Genomic DNA, 15,778 nt, shown 5'->3' with positions numbered 1-15,778 from the left:
CCTCCTAGTAGATAAATTCTTCTGATTTTTTGGAAGATTCTATCATTTTTTTATAAGTTTTGCTGTTTTTAAGAAGCTCATCGTGCTTGCCGAATGCTTCTATTTTGCCATCATTCATAACAATTATCTGATCGACATTTTCTATTGATTTCATCCTGTGAGATATAATTATTACTGTCTTATTTTTTGTCAATTTGTTAAGGGATTCTTGGATATATTTTTCATTTTCTACATCAAGGCTTGCTGCTATTTCATCTAAAAGAATTATTTCTGCGTTTTTTAGAAATGCTCTTGCTATTGATATTCTTTGCCTTTCTCCTCCAGATAGCTTGCTTCCATTTTCCCCTATTTCTGTTTGGTAACCATCCTTAAGCTTGTTTACAAATTCATCACAATTTGCAAGCTTAGCGGCTTTTAATACTTCTTCATCACTAGCATCAGCTTTTCCGATTCTAATATTATCCATGACAGAACCATTAAAGAGAATTACATCTTGAAAGACCATTGAAATATGCTTGAATAAATCAGCTGTATCTGTAGTTTTTATATCCTTATTACCAATAGAAATTATTCCTTTATCATAGTCGTAGAGTCTAGCTATTAGCTTTATTAGGGTAGATTTACCACAACCAGATGGGCCAACTAGGGCGCTTGTCTTAGATTGAAGGGCATTAAAGGAAATCTTATCTATTACCTTTTTATCATCAAGGTAGGAAAATTCCACATCTTTTCCTTCAATATCAAATGATTTTATATCAGCCCTATTTCCTTTTTTGATTTTTTCATTCCTAAGGGCCTTAATTTTTTCTATAGGGCTATCCATATACATTAATTCCCCGTAGGCTTGGTTAAAGGCTGCCACTCCGTCAATAAGTCTTGCTCCTGCAAACAAGTAGCCTGCAAAGTATAAAATATTAATTTCTCCTGCCATAAGCTGTCCAAGTCCGACAAATATTACAAGGGCTATGGATAAGTTTGCAATAATAGTAGCTGATACTATCGGTATAATTTGTCCTAGTTCAGTCTTTATATGCTTCTTTTCAAGGTCTTTTACAAAGGTTGTTGCCTGTTTTTCCTTTTCATCTGATAGCTTGTAGGATTTGATTTCTGTAGACAAATCGATTAATTCTTGAAAAATTTTTGAGGACTTTCTTTGCTCTTGGTAATAGGTCCCGGTCGCCTTTATTTGCATCTTTCTTGAAAACAAATTTAAAATAATTGAAAGGCCAATAGGAATAATAACAGCAAGGCCTAGTTTGAAATTGCCAAGTAAAAGTAATATGGAAATAAGAGCAAAATTGATTAAAAATCCATAAAAACTAGGTAGAGAATGACTAAGGCCATGCTCAATTGTATCTACATCCTTCATAATGGTTTGGGAAAGATCGGTAATATCTCTTCTTGAGTAGAAGGAAAGGGGCAATTCCTTGATGATTTCTATAAGCTCTATCCTTAGATTAGCTGATTCCTTGTAGGTTTCGTTGTAGGTTGTGATATAGTCCTTATTAATTATAAAAAGCATCACTAGGCCTATTATGAAAAATGCTAGAATTGAAATTGCTAGCTTCATATCACCAAGACCAAGCAAGCCCTGGAGGACATACATCAAAAGCATAATAGGTAGCATGTAGGAAAGGCTTTTGAGTGTTGAATATTTAATTGCAACTATAGCTCCTTCTGCGCCCTTATCTGTTAGAGCGAAGCGGTTTTTAAGATATTTTTTCATTAGTTTACCCTCCATTCGTTTGCAGTCTCATATAGGTCTACGAAGTTCTTGTATTTACCATTTTCTTTTAGCAAGTTATCATGACTAGCTCTTTCTACAATCTTGCCATCTTCTACAAGGAGAATTTCGGAAGCTCCTCTAATAGAAGAAAGCCTATGGGCAATCATGATTGTAGTCCTGTTTTTAATTAGAGATTTAAAAGCGATTTGAAGTTCGTATTCATTTTCTGGGTCGGCAGCAGCTGATGCCTCATCTAGGATAATAATTTTAGGGTTTTTTAGGAAAATCCTTGCAATAGATATTCTTTGTTTTTCACCACCAGATAAGTTTATCCCATCTGCACCAATAACTGCATCATACTTATCCTTAAATTTTTCTATAAAATCATCGCATCTTGCAAGCCTTAAAGCCTCATAAACTTCATCCTTACTAGCATCTTTTTTTGCTAGCCTTACATTATCAAAAATTGAAATGCCAGAAAAAAGTTGAGGATTTTGAAAAACTATGCCTATCTTATCCATTAAGGCATCTTTTTTATAAGAAGAAATATTTTTGCCTCCTATAAGAATTTCCCCGCAATCAACTGGATATAGGCCTGAAATAAGCTTAGCTATTGTAGACTTACCAGATCCAGAAGAACCAACCAGTGCATAGACATTATCTTGGTCAAATTTGACAGAAAAATCCTCGAGGATTTTATGAGAGCCGTCATAAGAAAAATCTACATTTTTAAATTCTATATCGTAGGATGAAAAGTTTTCTTCCTTGCCAAAAGAGATTTCTTTGATTTTCATTTCTTCAAATAAACTCTCAAGATTGTCAACTGCAGAATTTGCTTGGAATATGTACATGGATACATACATAATTTTCATAGTGTTAGCAAAATACATCCCCATAAAAAGGGTGAAAAATAAAATTTTAGCCGCCCATATATGAGGATCTGCTCCCTTGCTTACCATAAAAATTGCAAGAAAAACTGGACTTATGATGAAAATATTTAAAATCCATTGGAATAAGACGAAGGGAATCCTGCAAGACATAGAATATTTGTAGACCATATCCTTGTAAGTAAGGATTGATTGGTGAAGTTTCTTAAAACCTACAAGAGGGGCGTTAAAAATTTTGACAACTGGCATATTTCTAACATATTCCACAGCTCCGGCATTCATTTGATCAAGCTTATCCATATAAATCTTCATAAAAGATTGGTCACCCATCATATTTTTGATTAAAACTAAGGATATGGCTATAATGATTAGGAAAAATATTCCCAAATACATATCGATAATAAAAGTTAAAATAATCATAAAGATGGGAGTGAGTATTGCACAAGTCTGATCTGGTATAAGGTGGGCAACAATCATATGGGTCTGCTCGACATTGTTGTCAATGATTTTTCTGACCTGGCCAGAATCGTGGGTGTCAAAAAAGCTATTTGAAGCCTTTAACAAATGTCTTATTCCCTTTTCACGAAGGCGAGTTTCAAGCCTAAAACCAGCTAAATGACTCATCCATGTACCGGAAAAATAAAAAATTCCATAGCTGATAAATAGGATTAAGATTTTAGTAGGAAAATTTGCTAAGTTTTTCAAATCTTGTCCAATAAAAACGTTTTTTAGCAAAATCCAAATGAGGTAATAAGCGTAAAATTCTAAGACTATGCCAAAAGCTGATAATATCACAGCTAATAATCCGTGGAATTTTCGCTCAGGCATATATGAAAATAATTTTTTATATAAGGTCATATCAAGCTCCTTTCATACTGATAATCAATATCGTTATATAAGAAATTAAAAGTTTTGTCTTATCATAAAAAATAAAAATGTCATAAATTTCAAAGAATATAGGATTAGTTAAAGAAAATAAGACTAAGTGCAAGTATTCTTAATTTACACTTGTAAGAAGAATATAGTGAACCTAGTAATTTCTAAGTAAATTTTAGTTTTTAAGACTTAAAAAAAGAGAACAAATGTTCTCTCAGAGTGTAGACTTATTAATATATTTTTAAATACTTAAATTTGGAATCCTGAATTCATGTCATTCTTCCTCACTTCGTTCGTCTGAATGACATCAGAAAATGATTTTGTCGATGGCTCGAGAGAAGATATGTTCTCTTTGAATTGATTATTAAATTTTATTCAAGGCTCATCTTGTATTAAGCAATTGAAAATAAGCTCGTAGATACAAATTCTAATATGGGTTTTTAAAATAATAATTTTATTTTCTATTTTATCTCATCTCCCAAGTGCCTTAGTTTTTCTACTTGCTCTTCGTGGCCTAGGACTATTAGGACATCGCCAATCTTAAAGCTATAGTCTATAGGTGGATTAAAGAGCATTTTATTGTCTTCTTTCTTTTTTATAGCAAGGATGGTAAGGCCTGTTTTGTTTGGGATTTGGGCTTCAAGGAGATTTTTATTTTCTAGGTAGGATCCCTTGTGGACTATTACTTCTTCTAGGTCTAGCTCTAGATCGCCCACCTTGGTTACTACATCCAAAAAGGCCATTATATTTGGCTTGGTTATGAGAGAGGCCATCCTCTTTCCGCTTATTTCTATGGCTGAGATGGTCTTGTTTGCACCGACTTTCATTAGCTTCTTGCTGCCTGATTTTGTGATGGCATTTGAGATTATATAGATATCCTTATTCATGTGTCTAGCTGTAAGGACTGTTACAATATTATCTACCTCTGTATCAAGGGTTGAAATTAGGCCCTTGGCCCTAGCTATCCCTGCCTGGTCAAGGATGTCTTCTTCTGTAGATTGGCCCTCGATTACGAGGATATCGTGGTGACTGTAATCGTCTAGGTCCGCATGATCATTTGTTATTACAACGAAATCCTTATTTTTCTTTATAAAATTATCTATGATAACTTCTGCTAGCTCCCCTGAACCGCATATTATGTAGTGGTCCTTTAGGGCCTTGATTTTCTTTTCCATCTTATTTCCCTTCCATAAATCTCCGATTTTTCCTTCTACAAACATGGCTACAACTGTTGTGAAGGTGTAACCGACTATACCTACTCCCATAAAAATCATAAATATCGAAAATAGTTCTGAGGCATCATTTGTCGTGCCTACCTCGCCAAAGCCTACTGTCGATATGGTTATAACTGTCATGTAGAGGGCATCTATCATGTCTATATTGGCCAGGGACATATAGCCTGTAACCCCTACAATTAACAAGCTTATGAAAGCTATTATTATAAGCTTGAATTTCCTTTTCTCATCCATAAGAACCTCTCCTTTATTTGATTATAGTATATTTTTAAACAAAAAGCTAGAGGAGGAAATTCTTGGGTATTAATTAGTAAAAGAGAGGTTCATTTATGAAAAATTTTAAAAAGATGCTTCCATATTTATTAATCGATGCTGTGGCATTTTATATATCACCAAAGCTTATGATTGATACGGGATCTGCTATGTTTCTCTTGCTTTTAGTAATACCGCTAATTTGTCTTTTTACAGCTCTAATTTATAGCTACAAAAATAATTTTTCTTGGGCATATCCAATCCTTGTCATGGTGCTTTTTGTCCCATCAGTCTTTATTGATTATAATGACAGCGCCTTTATCTATACTTTTATATTTGGGGCAATAAGTCTGATCGGTTCATTTATTGGCAAGCTTTTTAATAGGTATAAATAATACATAAGGATGGTAAATTAGAGAGTTTTTATGAAAAGAAAGGGCATATCAGCTGTAGCCATGTCTACCCTAGCAGGAGTATCAGCTTCTGTGCCAATGCTTATGACAGGGTCAAACCCAGAACTTGTCCCTTACGCAGGATCAGCTGCTGCCATAGTGAGCCTTTGCGTGGTCTTATCGGCTATAATTAGCCCAAGTCTAGCCAAAAAACTCCATAAATAAAAAAAGCCTCTAGCTTAAAGCTAGAGGTATTTTTATACAAATAAGCTTGCCCCTGGGCCTAGTGGGAATTTGAAGATCATCCATCCTATCAATAGGAGGGTCCAGCAGATTAAAAATGTTATGGAGTAAGGAAGCATGGTTGATATCAAGGTACCAAGGCCTCTTTCCTTATCGTATTTTTGCATGAAGACTACTATCATTGCAAAGTAGCTCATAAGTGGGCTTATGATGTTGGTTGATGAGTCTGCAATCCTGTAGGCCATCTGGCTAAGCTCTGGTGATAGGCCCAGGCCATAAAACATTGGCACAAAGATTGGAGCCATGATCGCCCACTTGGCTGAGGCCGAACCTATGAAGAGGTTGATAAAGGCTGATAGGATTATAAATAAAATTATAAGTCCAATACCTGATAGGCCGATTGATTCCAAAAATTCTGCACCCTTGACTGATAGGATTGTGCCAAGGTTGGTGTAGGCGAAAAATGCCACAAATTGAGCTGCAAAGAAGGAGAGTACCAAGAAGCTTCCCATAGATTCCATGGACTTACTCATTGATGCCACTAGGTCTTTTGAGTTGTTGATTTTTCCTACAGTCTTACCAAAGATATAACCAGGTATTAAAAACATTAGGAAGATCGCAGCAATTAGCCCCTTTGATAGGAAGGCATCTAGGGTCATCTTGCCATGAGCGTCAGCTTCTCTTAAGATAGCCCCTTGTGGGATTGTCAAAAATCCAAGGACTAACAAGAAAACCCCAAGGCCTATAAGAGAATTTTTGAGTGCCTTTTTTTCAAGGTCTGTAAGAGGGGCATCTTCGTGGACATAGTCTCCTGTGTAGGTGCCCAAGTTTGGTATTACGATTTTTTCTGTAACGACAGTTCCTACTATAGTTAGGATAAAGGTTGAAACAAGAAGGAAATACCAGTTGCCAGCCACATCCACGCTTGCAGAAATATTGGCCGCCCTTAGGGCCTCGTTGGTGATGCCTGAAAGAAGGGCATCGGTTGGTCCAAAGATGAGGTTGGCTGAAAAGCCTCCAGAAACACCTGCAAAGGCAGCAGCAAGACCTGCAATTGGGTGCTTGCCAGCTTGGGCAAAGATCATAGCTCCAAGAGGGATTACAACTACATATCCTGCATCAGATGCGATATTTGATACTATTCCTGCAAAAACAACAGCCCCTGTAAGGATGAGGGATGGGACATTTGATAGCATCCTTCTAAGACCTGCATCAAAAAATCCTGCATCTTCAGCCACACCTACCCCAAGCATAGCCACAAGGACAATTCCAAGGGGTGCAAAGGATGTGAAGTTTGGCACAAGTGATGAGAACATATAGCGGATGCCCTCAGGAGTTAAGAGGCTTACAGCTGCAATAGTTGCCTCGCTTTCTGCCTTGGCATCATAATAATTCACGGTAACTCCCGCAGATGCACAAATTTGTGCAATCACTGCAAGAATTGCAATCATGATTACAAAGATAATAGCCGGATGGGGAAGAGCGTTGCCCACTCTTTCTATCCTAGCTAAAATCCCGCCCGATTTCTTTTCGGGTGTATTTTTTATTTTAGTCATATTATTTCCTTTCTATTATTATAAAAATTATTGAATAAATTCATACCCTTCTTTATACCAGTTATTAGCCTTTATGTCAATCTATTAGAATGTTTGGTAAATTTAGTTAATAAAAAACAAGCCCCGAATGGAGCTTGTCATCTTATAAATTTAGGCATATTTGGTCAGCCTCTCACAAATCCTTGCCAAAGTCTACAAAGACACCATCTTCCACAAGGATTTCACTAGCATCCTCATGGCCATAAATTACTGCATTTATAAATTTTTTTTAATTAAATCAATCTATGTAAAATATTTATATATTTATTATATCAAAAAAGAGCGAGTCTATGCTCGCCCCTTTCTTTGAGATTTAATATTTTGGCCTAGCCTTATAAGAAGTGTGTAAAAGCTTGTGGGCCTTTTCTGAGCCTGGCTTTTCTAAGAATTCTTGGTAGAGGATTTTTATGGATGGGTTTTCGTGAGACTTTCTTAGGGTCTTTTTCCTATCGATTCCATAAAGGCCCTCGGCTCGTTTTTTGATAATTGTGAGGTCACCCTTGTGGAATGGCTGGCCACCGCCTGCTACGCATCCTCCAGGACAAGCCATAACTTCGATGGCATGGATATTTTCCTCGCCGCTTCTTATCTTTTCTAAAAGCCTTCTGGTATTGCCCAGACCGCTTACTACCGCTATGTTAAGCTCTTTTTCGCCGATTTTTACAGTAGCCTTCTTACTTCCCCTAAGACCCCTGAGGTCTTTAAATTCGACTTCTTCAAGAGATTCGCCTGTGAGGGTGTCGGCAGCAGTTCTTAGGGCTGCTTCTATTACACCGCCGCTTGCCCCAAAGATGGTGCCTGCTCCTGTTGACTCTCCTAAAGGGTTGTCAAAGTCATCATCATCGAGATTTACAAGGTCGATTCCGCTTTCCTTGATCATGCCAGCAAGCTCCCTGGTGCTTATAACTATATCAACATCAGAAAGGCCTTCGTTATAAAGCTCATCCCTCTTTGCCTCGTATTTTTTGGCTATACATGGCATAACTGAGACAACGGTCATATTTTCAGGCTTTATGCCGACTTTCTGGGCATAGTAGGATTTGGCAATGGCCCCAAACATCTCGTGCGGGCTCTTGCAGGAAGATGGGATGTCAATGAGGTCTGAAAATTGACTTTCCATGAAATTTACCCAGCCTGGACAGCAGGAGGTAAGGATTGGGAGCTTGCCATGACCATGAAGCCTTTCGACAAGCTCGTTGGCTTCTTCCATTATGGTTAAGTCTGCTGCGAAATTTGTATCAAAGACCTTGTCAAAGCCTAGTTTTCTGAGGGCTGTGACCATTTTACCTGTCATAGGTCTGCCGGCTTCTTCTCCAAATTCTTCGCCAAGGGCCACCCTAACAGCTGGAGCCACCTGGACAATGACCATTTTCTCATCATCCTTCTTATGTAAGATTTTCCAGAGGTCGGCCACATTTGACTTTTCTGTAAGGGCACCTGTTGGGCAGACTGCTAGGCACTGGCCGCAGAAGGTGCAGGTTGTCTCAAACATTGGTCTGTTAAAGGCAGAGCCCACATGGGTCTTAAAACCACGGCCGATTTCGGCAAGGGCACCTACAGTTTGGACCTCGTTGCACATGGTTTCGCAGCGCTTGCAAAGGATGCACTTGTTTGGGTCCCTGACTAGGGAATAGGAAGAGGCATCTATTGGAAGATTTTTCTTCTCGCCTGGATATTTTATTTCCCTAATATTTAAGTCGCTAGCAAGCTTTTGGAGCTGGCAGTTGAGGTTTTTGGCACATTTTAGGCAATCATTTGGATGGTCAGAAAGTAAAAGCTCGACAATTACCCTCCTAGCCCTGACAACTCTGCTTGAATCTGTAGAAATTTCCATCCCGTCCTTAACAAAGGTCGCACAGGAAGGTACTAGCTTATCTTTTTTCAAATCTTCTACCAAACATACCCTGCAGGAGGCGATTTTATTTACAAAATTTACCCCGGATAAATCCATGTGGCAAAGGGTAGGAATCTTTATATTTAGCCTTCTAGCGGCCTCTAAGATGGTAGTTTTTTCTCTGACTTCTATTTCTTTATTATTTATTAAAATCTTTGGCATATTTCCTCCTATCCTAGGCTAATGGCAGAAACTGGGCAAGAGGCCATACAAGTTCCACACTTGATGCAGACATCTTGGTTGATTACATGCTTAGTCTTTTTCTCTCCACTAATAGCTCCTACTGGACAAAGCCTAGCACACTTGCCACAACCTATACACTTATCTGTGATCTGGTAGTTTAAAAGGTCTTTGCACCTGCCAGCAGGGCAAGTTTTATGTCCCGTAACATGGGCAAGGTATTCATCGTAAAAATAATGGAGGGTAGATAAGACTGGATTTGGACTAGCTTGGCCAAGGCCGCAAAGGCTAGCATCAGAGATAATTTCTGATAATTCCCTAAGCTTATCTAGGGTTTCGACACTTGCCTTTCCAGATGTGACCAAATCAAGCATTTCAAGGAGTCTTTTGTTTCCAATCCTACAAGGGGTGCACTTGCCGCAAGATTCATCACAAGAAAATTCTAGGAAGAACCTTGCCACATCGACCATACAGTCGGTCTCATCCATTACAACCATGCCACCAGAGCCCATTATTGAGCCGATAGCCTTGAGAGATTCAAAGTCACAAGCTGTATCAAAAAGTCTTTTTGGTATGCAGCCTCCAGATGGGCCGCCGGTTTGAACAGCCTTAGCCTCCCTGTCATCGGTGATTCCACAGCCTATATCATAGACAATGGTCCTAATAGGGGTGCCCATGGCTACTTCTACAAGGCCAGAATTTTTGACCTTGCCTGAAAGGGCAAAGACCTTGGTGCCTGGAGATTTTTCTGTGCCGTAGGCCCTGAAATAATCAGGACCCCTTAGGATAATTTGGGCCACATTGGCCAGGGTTTCGACGTTGTTGATTACAGTTGGCTTGCCCCGAAGGCCCCTGACAGTGGTCCTATATTCCTTATTTCTAGGCTGGCCACGTTTACCTTCGATAGATTCCATAAGGGCGGTACCCTCGCCACAAACAAAGGCTCCAGCCCCTAATCTTAGTTCTATATCAAAGGAGAAATCAGTTCCCATTATATTTTCGCCCAAGAGATTTAAGTCTTTAGCAGCCTTGATGGCTATATCTAGAGCTTTGACAGCCTTTGGATATTCGGCCCTGACATAGATAAATCCCTTATTTGCCCCGACTGCGTAGCCTGCTATGGCCATAGCTTCAAGGATGGAGTGGGGGTCATATTCAAGGACAGACCTATCCATAAAGGCACCAGGATCGCCCTCATCGGCATTGCATATTATGTATTTGGTAGGGTTATCTTGCCTAAAGGCTGTATCCCATTTGCGACCAGCTGGAAAACCAGCCCCACCACGACCCCTTAGGCCAGAATCTGTAATGACCTGGATAATTTCCTTCCTATCCATTTCAAAAAGTGCCTTGGCAAGGGCAAAATAGCCATCACGGCCTATGTATTCTTCAATGTCAGCAGGATTGATTATGCCGCAGTTTCTAAGGACAAGCCTTACTTGTTTTTCGTAAAAATCTCCCCTAAGCCTTATATCTTCGCCATTTATTTCGTAAGAGTCATCGTCTTTTATCCTGGAAATAAGCCTAGCAAGGCCTCTTTCTTTTATTTTATTAAGGTCAACTTTCATAAACTTCCCCCAAGGTCTCCGCAATTATTTCATCTGCCATAGATGGGTCAGCCTGGCTAATAATCCTGTCATTGTCGATGCTAACAACAGGTGCCTTGCCGCATTCGCCAATACATCTGGCCTCCACAAGCGAAATCTTGCCATCAGGTGTAGTCTCGCCCACTCCTATGCCAAGTTTTTTAGAAAGCTCTGCCAAAATCTTATCAGAACCTTTGACATAGCAGGCTGTGCCTAGGCATACACAAATCTCATGGTCTCCCTTAGGGATTAGAGAAAATTGAGAATAGAAGGTTGCAACTCCGTAGATTTCTGAAGAGTGGACCCCCATCTTAAGGGCCATCATGTCAACGATTTCTTCAGGTATGTAGGTAAAAAGCTCCTGGGCCTTTTGAAGGATTGGCATAATAGCTCCCTTCCTATCTTTGTTATCTTCTAAGAAGGTCAAAAACTCATCGAGCTTAGCCTGATCTTTTTTTAAACAAAATCCCATAGACAAACTCCTTTCATCATATTCTTAATTTCATTGTATCATATAAAAAGCCTTATGAAAACTATTTCATTATATATTATTTTAATCACCAGGATTGTTATTATAATAGAATCTTAGAATATATAGATAAATAAATAACGATTTCATAAAAGGAAAAGAAAAAGCAGGATGACTCCTGCTTTTATTATAATCCAATGCTTAGGACCTACAATCCCTTGTCTCGAGCGAAGTCGAGGGACCTATTACGGACACTTAAATTCTACTACCTACTACTTGTGGTATTTTTGTTTATGCGAAGGATAGAATATAAATTTCCTTAGTTTTAATCAAATTTTTATTTCAATATATTTAAGCAAAATTACCATTCACAAAGATAGGATATTCTTTTCCGTCCTTGTATCCTTTTATTTCTAGATCGCTTGTTCCTACCATGAAGTCTTCGTGGATTAGGGAATCATTTAGGCCGGCGCTTTTTACCTCATTATCAGCTAATTCTGTTCCTCCCTTAACGCAGGTAGGGTAGGCCTTGCCTAGGGCGAAGTGGCAGGAGGCATTTTCGTCAAATAGGGTGTTGTAAAATAAGATATTTGAGTTAGAAATTGGGCTATCATAAGGCACTAGGGCGATTTCACCTAGGTATTTTGAGCCCTCATCAGAATCTAGCATCTTAGCTAGGGTATCCTTGCCTTCCTTAGCATCAAAATCAATAACCTTTCCATCTTTGAAGGTAAATTCAAAGTTATTTATAACTACGCCATTATAGACGAGTGGCTTAGATGCAACAAGTCTACCGTCTACTCCATCGTATTGTGGGGCTGTAAAGACTTCTTCTGTTGGCATATTTGGTATGAAGGCATCTCCCTTGGCATTGGTAGATCCTGCACTCATCCAGATGTGGTCTTTTGGTAATTTAACCTTAAGGTCTGTGCCATTGGCTGCCTTATAGATCACATAGTCAAATTGGTGGCTATTTAAAAATTCTGCCTTTTCATTTAGGGTTTTTATGTGATTTTCCCAATTGGCCTTTGTTTCTTCCCAAGAATCAGCTACTCTAGACACATCAAGGATAACTTCCCAAAGCTTATTTACAGCATCTTCTCCCTTAAGGTCAGCAAAGACCTTTTCTGCCCATTTTACTGATGGAACAGAGATAACAAGCCAAGATACAATGTCATTCATGGTGTATTTTACAAAGTCCTTCATCTTTAGGGAACGAGACCTGATAGCCTCAGAAATCTTTGCCTCATCAAGGCCAGCCAAGAGGTCTGGGTCCTCAGAAACTATAGAGATCCTATTTGACTTCTTCTCAGCTATTTGGTAGCGGCTCTTTTCAACTACCCAGTCAGGCACTTCGTTAAGAGTCTCCTGGCTTTCATATTCGTAGGAAAGTCTAGTAAGGGTATCATCAACCCAATTTATAGACACCTTGCGAGCTCCCTTTTCATAAGCAGCCTTAGTCATAAGACGTGCAAGTTCAGGTGCTTCCACAGGGCTAGTAATTAAAACATCCTCACCCTCTTGCACATTAACACCAAACTCAACAGCAAGCTTGGCAAAATTTTCAATTCTTTTATTCATAATCTTCTCCTAACATATTAATCTAATCTAACTATACCTTTTCTAACATGGATATGGGATGCCTCAAGACAAAGCCCAAATCCATCCCACTCATCTCGAACGAAGTGAGAGAACTTATGGGTATCTATATCAAAGGTTTTGTAAGTTCATCGTCATTAGCAATGTCCTATCACACAAAAAAGACGAGCGTAGGGGCTCGTCTTTTTTTGGTTGAGACCATGCAATATTCTTGGAATTCATGGTTGATGTTAATATACCAACATTTAAGAAAAATTAAATAACAAAGTCGATTAGAAAAACCATCCCCATCTCCCAGACAAAGCCCAAAGCCCGCCCACCCATCTCGAACGAAGTGAGAGATCTCATGGTTATCTATATTAAGGGTTTTGTAATTACATCGTCATTAGGAATATATCGAAAATTCTAAAAATTATCCTCAATCAATAATCAAACCCTATCTCCCAAAACAAAGCCCAAAGCCCGTCCACCCATCTCGAACGAAGTGAGAGATCTCATGGTTTTTTATATCAAGGGTTTTGCAATTACATCGTCATTAGCTCACTACTTCCTACAAAAAACCTTTTAATAGTAAAAATCTTTATCAAAGCCAAGAAAGGGATATAATATAAATAACTTAGAAAAGATTTATTAGGTAAATTTTAAATTTATTAGGTAAATTTTAAAAGGAAGGTAATCTTTTTGCTAATAATGCTCCTATTCGTCGCGTCATTAGCAAAAAATTACATAAGGTTTCTCATTTGTTTTTCTTCGCACTTCGTGCTTGATAAACTGTGAGAACCATAAAAATTTTATCTATAAAATTTTTATTACCATTAAGGAGGATTAACATGAAAAAAAGAAACGAAGTTGACCCAAAGGAAATTTGGGCTATAGAAGATTTATATGCTACTGATGAAGCTTTTTATGCTGATATAAAAAAACTTGGCGATATGGCTGATAAATTCAAGGAAGATTTTAAAGACCTAAAGACTGCTGATGATGTCTATAAGTCCCTTGAGGCCTATGCTGAGATTTCTGGTCTTACAGATAGGCTTGGCACCTTTTCTGGCATAGCCAAGGAAACAGACGCCACAGACGATGCCATGGCCAAAAGAGATGCCAAATTTGGCAGCGAATATGCAAAAATTGCAGCCACTCTATCTTTTTATGATTCAGCCCTAGTCAAGGTTGACCCACAAATCCTAGATGCAGTGGCTAAAGAGAACCCAGGATATGAATATTACCTAAAAAGGGTAAAGGATGAAGCTAAATACCTATTAGATGAGAAGACAGAAGCAGCCCTAGCAGCTCTTGCCCCAACTTTTGATGCCCCATATGTTAACTACAATGACATGCGCTATGGGGATATGAAATTTGAAAATATAAAGTACAAGGGCGAGGAAGTTGTTCTAAACCACAACACCTTTGAGGAATACTTAGAAGGCGAGACCGACACAGAGCTTAGACGTAAAGCTTTTGCAGATTATCACGAGGTCCTAGGAGCCTATCAAAACGCAGACGCATCAGTCTACAATACCCTAATCCAAAACGAAAAAATCATGGCAGACCTTCGTGGTTACAAGTCAGTTTTCCATTATCTCTTAGCCCGCCAAGATGTGGACTTTGATATTTATGAAAATCACATTGACATAATCATGGAAAAACTTGCCCCAATCATGAGAAAATATGCTACAATCATCAAAAACCACTACGGCCTAGATGAAATGACCTATGCAGACCTAAAACTAGCCATAGACCCAGAATATGAGCCACAGGTATCAATTGACCAGGCTAGAGATTATATAGTAGATGGCCTATCACCACTAGGTGAAGAATATATCGGCTACATGAAAAATGCCTTTGCCGACAAGTGGATAGATTATTCACAAAACATAGGCAAGAGAACCGGTGCCTTCTGTGCATCCCCTTATGGATCCCATCCATTTATCATGACCACTTACAACAATTCCATGAGCCAAGTCATGACCCTCGCCCACGAACTAGGTCACGCAGGCCAAGGAATTTTGTCAAATGACAATCAAAATGCCCTATCAAATGACATGTCCATGTACTTTGTAGAAGCACCATCTACTGCCAATGAAATAACCATGGAAAGATACCTTCTAAAGAAGGCAGAAGACGATAGGGAAAAACTTTGGGTCTTAGCCACAATGATAGGTAAGACCTACTACCACAATTTCGTAACCCACTACCTCGAGGCAGCCTTCCAAAGAGAAGTCTATAGGAGAGTAGATAGGGGTGAAAGCCTAGGAGCAGAAGACTTTAATGCCATCTTTAGAGAAAAACTAGAGGAATTCTGGGGAGATGCTGTAAAATTAAACGAAGGAGCAGAACTCACCTGGATGAGACAACCTCACTATTACATGGGCCTTTACTCCTTCACCTACCAAGCAGGCCTTACAGTAGGAACAGCTATCTCAGAAAAAATAGTCCACGGCACAGAAGAAGACAGAAAAACTTGGCTAGAAGTCCTAAAAATGGGCGGATCACGTGGTCCAATAGACCTAGCCAAAGCAGCTGGAGTAGATATGTCTACCACCAAGCCAATAGAAGATGCCATCGACTTTATCGGGGAAATTGTTGATCAGATAGATGAATTGATGGGTAAGCTTGATATGTATAAATAAGTTTTCCCATCCGAGATGGGGTATCAGGTTTAGTTTTTAGTTGTTTTTATGCAATATAGTTTAATTTTAATACACATTATAATGTTTTAGCTATAAAGATAGCCTTGTATTTTAATGAATATTGGTTATTTACAATTGAATCTTCGTCTCAAGGGGGAGCCCCAAGGACCCTTCCGCATGGGTTCTCATCGGACGGAAACCCGTTTGCTACGCA

The 15,778-nt window shown here is 38.8% G+C and carries 11 protein-coding genes; 3 read left to right on the top strand and 8 right to left on the bottom strand.

Annotated elements, in window-relative coordinates; all coding sequences use genetic code 11:
* Positions 1-4: 4 nt before the first annotated feature.
* The 3 genes from NH286_RS04170 to NH286_RS04160 all read right to left on the bottom strand — a co-directional run bounded on the left by NH286_RS04170 (position 5) and on the right by NH286_RS04160 (position 4,958).
* The gene (locus NH286_RS04170) at positions 5-1,726 is read right to left on the bottom strand and encodes an ABC transporter ATP-binding protein (protein WP_265237147.1); all 1,722 of its coding nucleotides are present in this window, start codon (positions 1,724-1,726) and stop codon (positions 5-7) included.
* Positions 1,726-3,471: an ABC transporter ATP-binding protein gene (locus tag NH286_RS04165; RefSeq protein WP_265237145.1), complete on the bottom strand. Its 1,746-nt coding sequence runs from the start codon at positions 3,469-3,471 to the stop codon at positions 1,726-1,728. The genes NH286_RS04170 and NH286_RS04165 overlap by 1 nt, the downstream gene beginning before the upstream one ends.
* A 479-nt stretch (positions 3,472-3,950) precedes the next feature.
* On the bottom strand, positions 3,951-4,958 hold the full coding sequence (locus NH286_RS04160) for a potassium channel family protein (RefSeq protein ID WP_265237143.1): 1,008 nt from the start codon (positions 4,956-4,958) through the stop codon (positions 3,951-3,953).
* A gap of 95 nt (positions 4,959-5,053) precedes the next feature.
* Between NH286_RS04160 and NH286_RS04155 the strand changes: the two genes are divergently transcribed.
* Both NH286_RS04155 and NH286_RS04150 read left to right on the top strand, forming a co-directional pair.
* Positions 5,054-5,371 (top strand): hypothetical protein, encoded by a 318-nt coding sequence (locus tag NH286_RS04155; RefSeq protein ID WP_265237141.1) that lies wholly within the window; start codon positions 5,054-5,056, stop codon positions 5,369-5,371.
* 30 nt (positions 5,372-5,401) lie between these two features.
* A complete protein-coding gene (locus tag NH286_RS04150; RefSeq protein ID WP_265237139.1) occupies positions 5,402-5,593 on the top strand; it encodes a 2-keto-3-deoxygluconate permease in 192 nt (63 codons plus the stop codon).
* 32 nt (positions 5,594-5,625) lie between these two features.
* Here NH286_RS04150 and NH286_RS04145 read toward each other — a convergent pair whose 3' ends face one another.
* The 5 genes from NH286_RS04145 to NH286_RS04125 all read right to left on the bottom strand — a co-directional run bounded on the left by NH286_RS04145 (position 5,626) and on the right by NH286_RS04125 (position 12,916).
* Entirely contained in the window at positions 5,626-7,167 is a 1,542-nt protein-coding gene (locus tag NH286_RS04145; RefSeq protein WP_265237136.1) for an AbgT family transporter, read from the bottom strand.
* A gap of 352 nt (positions 7,168-7,519) precedes the next feature.
* On the bottom strand, positions 7,520-9,262 hold the full coding sequence (locus NH286_RS04140) for an NADH-dependent [FeFe] hydrogenase, group A6 (RefSeq protein ID WP_265237134.1): 1,743 nt from the start codon (positions 9,260-9,262) through the stop codon (positions 7,520-7,522).
* A gap of 8 nt (positions 9,263-9,270) precedes the next feature.
* Complete coding sequence (locus NH286_RS04135; protein WP_265237132.1) at positions 9,271-10,848, bottom strand: NADH-ubiquinone oxidoreductase-F iron-sulfur binding region domain-containing protein; 1,578 nt, start codon at positions 10,846-10,848, stop codon at positions 9,271-9,273.
* On the bottom strand, positions 10,838-11,338 hold the full coding sequence (locus tag NH286_RS04130; RefSeq protein ID WP_106461342.1) for a complex I 24 kDa subunit family protein: 501 nt from the start codon (positions 11,336-11,338) through the stop codon (positions 10,838-10,840). The genes NH286_RS04135 and NH286_RS04130 overlap by 11 nt, the downstream gene beginning before the upstream one ends.
* A gap of 348 nt (positions 11,339-11,686) precedes the next feature.
* Positions 11,687-12,916 (bottom strand): aminopeptidase, encoded by a 1,230-nt coding sequence (locus NH286_RS04125; RefSeq protein ID WP_265237130.1) that lies wholly within the window; start codon positions 12,914-12,916, stop codon positions 11,687-11,689.
* A gap of 848 nt (positions 12,917-13,764) precedes the next feature.
* Here NH286_RS04125 and pepF point away from each other — a divergent pair.
* Complete coding sequence (pepF, locus tag NH286_RS04120) at positions 13,765-15,564, top strand: oligoendopeptidase F (RefSeq protein ID WP_265237128.1); 1,800 nt, start codon at positions 13,765-13,767, stop codon at positions 15,562-15,564.
* Positions 15,565-15,778: the final 214 nt, after the last annotated feature.

The sequence above is a fragment of the Anaerococcus sp. NML200574 genome, assembly GCF_026131665.1.
In the GTDB taxonomy this organism is placed as follows: domain Bacteria; phylum Bacillota; class Clostridia; order Tissierellales; family Peptoniphilaceae; genus Anaerococcus; species Anaerococcus kampingae.
Note: the sequence above shows the minus strand (reverse complement) of the source record. Positions and strands in the feature narration are given on the sequence as shown.